Here is a 6446-nt window from a genome sequence, read left to right as displayed (position 1 = left end):
ACACGCTGTCGGTCATGGCTCCGGAAGGTAGCAGCCAGCCACATCAGCACTCACAGCGGCAACTACCGTCACTTTCGCAACAGGCCCTAGGCCGGCGGCCTCGGCTGCGTTGCGGACCGCCTCCAACTCAAGTGCGCTGAAGGCGAAGTCGAACTCCTCGTCCTGATCGGTTCGGCCGGTCGGGGCGCCGATCGTTGCGCAGCGCTGCGCGGGGATGCCCACGCGGGTGCAGATCTCGTCGACCGAGGAGGTCAGCTCGGCGAACGACTCGGTGAGCCACCCCAGCGCGGAGGCGTATGAGGCCAGAGCGAACAGGCCCGCCGAACCAGTGGGGCGTGGCTCGGCGGCCACGAAGCCCTCGAACCGGTCGTTCAGCCCGGTGATCACACGGGGCCCAGCGGCCAGCGGCCCCAAGACGGGATGCAGGTAGGAGCGGGCGGCAGCCGTCGGGTACTCGGCGGCAGGAATGCCGCCAACGTCCTGAGCGGCCTCGGTGAGGAGTTCCGCCAGCCCTGAACGGGTCAGCGCAGTAAGGTCGTTGGTCATTGCCTGGCGGCCTTTCGGGGGGCAGCGGCCGAGGGTGGCGCTGTTGAGGGGGTAGTCGCGCGGCCTGCTGTCGGCCGTTCGGCGGTGAGCGTCGAGCGGGACCGGGCGGCCTGCACGCGGGCCTCCGTGGCGGAGTCCGGGCCGACCTCTTGCTGGGGGTCGGTACGCAGGTGGGCCGTGCGGTAGACCGCGTAGTCCTTCCGGCTGCCAGCGGCTACGAGGTAGATCTCGCGTTTGTGAGTCGAGGTCGGTGGGGCCTGACGGAACTGGATGACCAGCCGGTAGGCGACCTCCGGGTCGACGTACACCTTGTGGAAGCCGGCGAGTCGGCCCTTCAACGGCAAGCAGTCGTCGCTTCCGTGGACGAGGTTCTGCAGTTCCAGCAAGGCCAAATCGCGTATTCCAGAGGGAAGTTCCCGCAGGTCGGCGATGGCGTCAGGGTGCGCGGCGAAGGCGAAGCGGGCGCGGCTCACAGCAGCCTCCCCTGGACCGCGCGCTGGACCGGTGCCGCCGCTGTCGCGCGGGGCGCGTCGAGCCCGGTCTGCGGTGTCGGAGAGGTACCAGCGGACCGGGAGAGGGCGATGCGGGCCCGGACGACAGCACCGTTGTGGTCGCTGTACTCCGGAGGCTCGGGCAGCGGTTCGCTGCGCTCGGCCAGCCAGGTCTGGGCGACGCCGACGTCCGGGAAGACGCCTTCGCGCATCGTGTACGTGCCGGCACCGTGGTTCCACTCCTCGTAGAAGAGGCGAACCGGTGCCTGGGTGGCCTGGGAGTCGTTGACGAGTGTCCACGCCTCGCTGGGGTTGTCGTCAGAGGTGTAGGTGTCGAGGACCTCGTAGCGGGTGCCCGACTTCTGGGTCTGCTGTTCCACCTGGAGGGTGAGGTCGTCGGCGGGCTGGATGTAGTCGCCACCGCGCAGTGCGATCGGCTCGAGCGGGCAGCCGCGTTCTGCCAGCCAGTTCTGTGCGAAGGACGCCGTGGCGTGGTGGCTCGTCTCGAACGTGAACGTGGACTGCCGCAGATCCCGAGCGACCGCGATCGCAACGAGCTGTGGCTCGCCGGGTATCCCCCAGGTGACCGATTGGTCGTGGGCGAGGACGAAGCTGTGCGAACCGTTGGGCGTGGTGTGGTGCTGCGACAGCACCGTCAAGTCGCCAGTCCAGAGGGCCTCCATCGCTTCCTCGGAGTCGTCGTCGACCGGCGCGAGATCGTCGAGGCCGAAGTCGAGAATGTCGTTCACGCCGCCACTTCCGCCTGCTCGGGCGCCGGGGTGGCCAGCACCCGGTGATTGGGGCGAGTTGCGTTGGTCGTGCAGGCCGCGAACGGTCCGTCGGGCGCACGCAGGTGCGCCAGGGTTTGGTCCAGGTGGTCGCGGTGCCAGGTCGAGGGGCCGGACAGGCCGGCCTCCGTGTCGGTGAACTGCTGCCAGGCGAGCCAGAGTGCGTGGAGCCGGGCGACGGCCTCGGGGTGTTCGTGCCAGTGCGCGCACCAGGGACGGCTCGTGCTGATCTCCCGGCCGTACACCGGCAGGAAGAGGTAGTTCACCCAGTCGCTGAGGGCAGCGAGTTCGACGGCATATTCCTTGCCGCCCAGGGCGAGGATGAACACCGAGGCGGGGCCGTCGGGCTTCTTCCCGTCAGCCGCCTCGGCTTCCGGAGCGCCGTCCGGCGGCTGGATGGCGCCGGATCCGGGCTCGGAGCCGAGGCGGTCGAGGATGACGCCGTGCTGCCTGACCTCGGTCATGGTCTTGGCGAGGGTGCTGGCGAGGTCGTCGAGGTCTGCGTCGGGGACGCGGTACGGCTCGGGGCCGGGGGAGGTCGGGCTGGTGTCGGCCATGGGGGTGTGCTCCATCTGTGAGACGGCGACATGCCCGAGAGGATCCGGAGAATCAGCGGTTTGGTCCGGCCGGAAGAACGCGGTAGTGGAGCGCTATCGGTCGGCGCAGCGGGGACAGCGGGGGAAGGGTGGTGCCAACAACTGCAAGGCGCGCGCAGCCTGTTGTGGGACGACGCCGTTGCCGAGCGCGGTGAGCTGCGCTGGACGGCCGAGCCCCGGAGTCGCGGTGACCCAGCCGGCGTCCAGGCCCTGCATCCACTCCACGAAGTCCGCGCGGAGCCGACCGGCCGCGTCCGTGGGGGCCGGGGCCGGGCGGGTGAGGCTCTCCCATCGGGTGATGGCGGATCCGTACGCTCCCCATCGCCGGTCCGCGCCCCCGCCTCCGGCGTCTCCTCCGCCCAGAGGGGCAGGACCACCGCCGACAAGGGAGGCCGCCATCCCTTCCCGGGGCGGCGGCCCGGGGTGCCCGTGTCGCTGGCCCTCGGGGTCGGCAACAGAGACGCAGCGGCACTGGGCAGGGTCATGTCGCCATTGCCGTGCCGCTGGTTCGGCGAACCCTTGATTCCGTCCGACGCCTTCGGGGTCGGCAGCAGCAGCCACTCGACCTCGTCGGCCAGGTTCGGACCGTGCCCCCCGCTCTTCCGCTTCGACGGATGCTGGCTGCCGCCGTTCTTCCCGATGTTGCTGGTCGGCGTCTTCAGCAGGGTGCCCGGCGGGCCATGCGGCGAGGAAGGTCCGCTCGCGGCGGTGCGGGGCCCCGACGTCGGAGGCGCGAAGCACGAGCCACTTCGCGTCGTACCCGAGGTCGGCCAGGGATCCGAGTACGGCACCGAGTGCCCGCAGAGCAGGCTGACCTGCGGTGTCTCCCAGACACCACGGGCAGGGTTCCACGTCGCCAGGGGAACCGGCGGAGGAGGTGAGGAGGCCGCGCACATTCTCGATCACAACCAGGCAGGGTCGGAGGGCTGCGACCGCACGGGCGACGTGCAGCCAGAGCCCGGAGCGGGTCTGGGCGTTGAGTCCGGCCCGGCGGCCGGCGACCGAGACGTCTTTGACAGGGGAAGCCGGCCGTCAGGACGCACACCCGGGGGACGGTGGACCAGTCGACGGCGGTGATATCGCCCAGGTTCGGGACGCCGGGCCAGTGGCGGGCCAGGATGCGCGAGGCGTTCGGGTCGACCTCGGCGTGCCAGGCGAGCGTGCCGCCGAGCGCGGCCTGCACGCCCAGGTCGAGGCCGCCGTACCCCGAGCAGAGAGACCCGATCAAGGGGGTGGCGAGGCTCGGGGCCGTGGCGCGTAGGTCCGGCGCGGGTGCGGAGACGGGGTAGATCAAGGCGAGTTCCAGGGGCAGAAGAGGCTGTTGAGGAGGGGGTCTCACGGGTGGCCGCGCGAGGGTGGTCGGGCTGTCGACAGCGTGGGGAGACGGCTGGCCGGGGCTGGGGGTGACGTGCCTGGGCGTGGTGTGCTGCGGGCGCGGGCGGCCTTCACTCGGTCGGGCGGCGGCTCGGCCGTCGGCGGCGCGGATGCCGTGGTCTTCGGAGCCGGACTGCTGTTCGCGGTGGCCCAGCGGGTACGTACCTCGTCGAGCGGACCGAGTTCGTGCAGGGCGTGGTTGATCAGCCGGCCGGGCCCCAGAACCTCGTCCTGGGCCAGAGTCCGGATGGCTCGCGCGGAGGCGGCGGCGGTGCGGGTGACGGAGGAGCGCATCACCCGCTGCCCGAACCAGTCAGCGCTTCCGGGGACCATGCCTTCGCAGACGGCGGTCAGCTGCTCGCTCGACACAGTGCCGTCGGCCAGCAGACCGCGTCGCTGGGCCTCCCAGAGCAGGGTGATCCGGTCGATGGGTTCACCCCGGTGGTGCAGCGCGCCCAGGCACCGGTAGAGCTGCCCGTGGGTAGGGTCGGCGAAGTCTCCCGGCCGCAGCCAGGCCACCACCTCGCCCATGGCCCCCGACTGTTCGGCGAGGACGGCCAGGAGGAACCGCTCGTCCTCGGCGACTTGGCCGCTCTGCGCCGGAGGCGGGATGTCCGTGGCGGCAGAGGGCCCAGCGGTGGGTGGGACCGGTCGAGGGTCGGTTCCCCAGCGTCGTGCAAGGTCGGTGAGTACGCCGGTCAGGACGTCCGCCGTGCGCAAGGCTCCCTCGACCTCGCCCTGGACGGCGTCGGCCCGAGCCGCCTGGTGGAGACGGATCGCGTGCTGGGCGACGGTGCGGTGAATCGCCCCCTCCAGCACCATGCGTCCGTACACCGGGGCGTGCTCGGTTCGGGGACACGCCTGGATCAGGGTGTGGGCGTACGCCGCGGTCAGCCCGCGCACGTGCTGTCCGGCCTCCTCGACCGCGTCGGTCACCCACGACAGCGGCAACGGACCATCGGCCGAGAGCGCGGGATACCCGTCGTTGCGCAGCTTGCGGAGGGCGGCGAACAGCGCTTGGTGGACGGGCCGATAGAAGTGGTCCGCAGCGAGCCACTCCAGGTGCGTGAGCTGCTCGGGGTCGAGGAGTGCGGCACCGAGGACCGCCTGCTCGGCACTCGTCAGCGGGTTCACCGCCGGCCTCCGGGATCAATGCAGGACGCCTCGTCCTGCCGGATGAGGAGGTCGGCGACTGCCTGGTCGGCAGCGGCTATCGACAGCGCGAAGTCGTCCAGGACGGCGGTGAAGGCGGGATCGGAGGCGGGGACCGAGTCGACCCCGCCATCAAGCCACCACCGGCCACCGCGCAGGACGACCGGAGCGTGGGCCAACCGCTCCTGCTGTGGTGTGGGCGGGCTCATGCCGACAGTCCAAGATCGTCCTGGCCGATGCTCTTCGCGAGGGCACGCTCGGTGATGGCCTTCGTGGCGCGAGCGGAAGCCGGGCCGACCACCTTGGCGGAGGGCTCCTTGTACCAGGGCTTGAGGTTGAGCATGGCGACCCGGATGCCGGTGGCCAGCAGCAGAACCTTGCCCTTGGGTAGGGCGCGGATGGCGTCCGGCGGTAGGATCCGCTCCGTGCGCATGCTCACCGAGGTGGACTTGCCGCCCTCGCTGGTCGACACCGAGGTGGTCTGGACGTCGTGATCGCCGACCTGACGGCTGAGCCGGTCGGCGAAGTCCGCGTCGTCGATGCCCGATCCGATGATCTTGATGGTGGCGGCGGAGTACAGGGCGTCCATACCGGCCTCGCCCCAGCACCGCTGGCCCTGACGGTAGGACTGCAGGATCGTCATCGGGATGACGCCCCGGCTGCCCAGGTGCGAGTACAGGTCGGGGAGGTCGCTGATGCGGCACACGTTCGCCGCCTCGTCGAGGACACACAGGGCGGGCGGGTCGAGTCGCCCGCCGGAGCGCTCGGCGACGATCACTGCCGCGCGCATCACGGCGTCGGCCGCCGCCGTGATGATCGCGCTCGCGCTGCCGCCGCCGTCCTTGCTCAGCAGGTACAGGGTGTCGCGGGAGGTGGCGAAGGCGAACGGCCTGAACTCGGGGAGATCCTTGCTCGGGGTGACCCAGGCGGCGACGTCCGGGTCGAGCAGACAGCTCGCGTACTGCCTCGCTGTCTCATAGATTCCGTCGCGGGTTTCGGTCGCGCCGGAGACGGTGCCCTGGAGTTGGGCGGCGACCGCATGGTGGCCGGCGTCGGTGAGCAGGTCCACCGGGGTGCGGTCGGCCGGCATCGCGAGCCAGGCCAGGACATCGGTGATCGGCCGCCTGTGGGACGCGGCGGCGAGGAAGAGGGCGCCGAGGGTGTTGCTTGCGGCGGTGGACCAGAAGTCGGAGCCGCTGGACTCGTCCACGCTCGCGGTCACGAAGTGCCCCGCCAACCTCTTCGCCCCGGCGAGATCGCGGGCGTCAGCGAGGATGTCCCACCACATCTCGCGCGGGTGATGGGCGATCTGCTGCGGGTCGAGAGTCCAGATCGTGCCTACCTCGGCGCGGGCGTCCACCGTGGTGGTGAAGGCGTCGTTCGCGGCTTTGTTGCTGGTGAGTAGGACCGGACCCGGTGCCGAGAGGATCGCGGGAATCGCAAGCCCGGACGTCTTGCCGGAACGCGGGGCCATGATCGCGACGATCACGTCCTCCCAG

Annotated in this window: 7 protein-coding genes and 2 pseudogenes; all 9 read right to left on the bottom strand. The window is 70.9% G+C overall.

Annotated elements, in window-relative coordinates; translation table 11 throughout:
• Positions 1–12: 12 nt before the first annotated feature.
• Positions 13–546, bottom strand: coding sequence for a hypothetical protein (locus tag ACIQ1J_RS30735; protein WP_403561925.1), 534 nt, complete (start codon positions 544–546; stop codon positions 13–15).
• A complete protein-coding gene (locus ACIQ1J_RS30730) occupies positions 543–1019 on the bottom strand; it encodes a hypothetical protein (protein WP_403561923.1) in 477 nt (158 codons plus the stop codon). The genes ACIQ1J_RS30735 and ACIQ1J_RS30730 overlap by 4 nt, the downstream gene beginning before the upstream one ends.
• Positions 1016–1786, bottom strand: coding sequence for a glycosyl hydrolase (locus ACIQ1J_RS30725; RefSeq protein WP_403561921.1), 771 nt, complete (start codon positions 1784–1786; stop codon positions 1016–1018). Before ACIQ1J_RS30725 ends, ACIQ1J_RS30730 begins: the two co-directional genes overlap by 4 nt.
• Positions 1783–2382 (bottom strand): DUF4913 domain-containing protein, encoded by a 600-nt coding sequence (locus ACIQ1J_RS30720; protein WP_403561919.1) that lies wholly within the window; start codon positions 2380–2382, stop codon positions 1783–1785. Before ACIQ1J_RS30720 ends, ACIQ1J_RS30725 begins: the two co-directional genes overlap by 4 nt.
• Before the next feature lie 93 nt (positions 2383–2475).
• Positions 2476–3381 (bottom strand): annotated as a pseudogene (locus ACIQ1J_RS30715) (DNA cytosine methyltransferase); the annotation flags it as partial.
• Between the two features lie 121 nt (positions 3382–3502).
• Positions 3503–3604 (bottom strand): annotated as a pseudogene (locus ACIQ1J_RS30710) (DNA methyltransferase); the annotation flags it as partial.
• Between the two features lie 152 nt (positions 3605–3756).
• Complete coding sequence (locus ACIQ1J_RS30705) at positions 3757–4929, bottom strand: DnaB-like helicase N-terminal domain-containing protein (RefSeq protein WP_403561917.1); 1173 nt, start codon at positions 4927–4929, stop codon at positions 3757–3759.
• Positions 4926–5156: a hypothetical protein gene (locus ACIQ1J_RS30700; protein ID WP_403561915.1), complete on the bottom strand. Its 231-nt coding sequence runs from the start codon at positions 5154–5156 to the stop codon at positions 4926–4928. Before ACIQ1J_RS30700 ends, ACIQ1J_RS30705 begins: the two co-directional genes overlap by 4 nt.
• Positions 5153–6421 carry a type IV secretory system conjugative DNA transfer family protein gene (locus ACIQ1J_RS30695; RefSeq protein WP_403561913.1) on the bottom strand — a complete coding sequence of 423 codons (1269 nt, stop codon included), beginning with the start codon at positions 6419–6421 and terminating at the stop codon, positions 5153–5155. Before ACIQ1J_RS30695 ends, ACIQ1J_RS30700 begins: the two co-directional genes overlap by 4 nt.
• Positions 6422–6446 lie beyond the last annotated feature (25 nt).

The sequence above is a fragment of the Streptomyces sp. NPDC097107 genome (assembly GCF_044762405.1).
In the GTDB taxonomy this organism is placed as follows: Bacteria; Actinomycetota; Actinomycetes; order Streptomycetales; family Streptomycetaceae; genus Streptomyces; species Streptomyces thinghirensis.
This window is presented reverse-complemented; position numbering and strand designations above follow the sequence as displayed.

What these genes read in the sequence shown, in the direction of transcription:
- ACIQ1J_RS30695 (WP_403561913.1), bottom strand. Translation starts at nt 6,421, where the DNA reads ATGGCCCCGCGTTCCGGCAAGACGTCCGGGCTTGCGATTCCCGCGATC.
- ACIQ1J_RS30700 (WP_403561915.1), bottom strand. Translation starts at nt 5,156, where the DNA reads ATGAGCCCGCCCACACCACAGCAGGAGCGGTTGGCCCACGCTCCGGTC.
- ACIQ1J_RS30720 (WP_403561919.1), bottom strand. Translation starts at nt 2,382, where the DNA reads ATGGCCGACACCAGCCCGACCTCCCCCGGCCCCGAGCCGTACCGCGTC.
- ACIQ1J_RS30735 (WP_403561925.1), bottom strand. Translation starts at nt 546, where the DNA reads ATGACCAACGACCTTACTGCGCTGACCCGTTCAGGGCTGGCGGAACTC.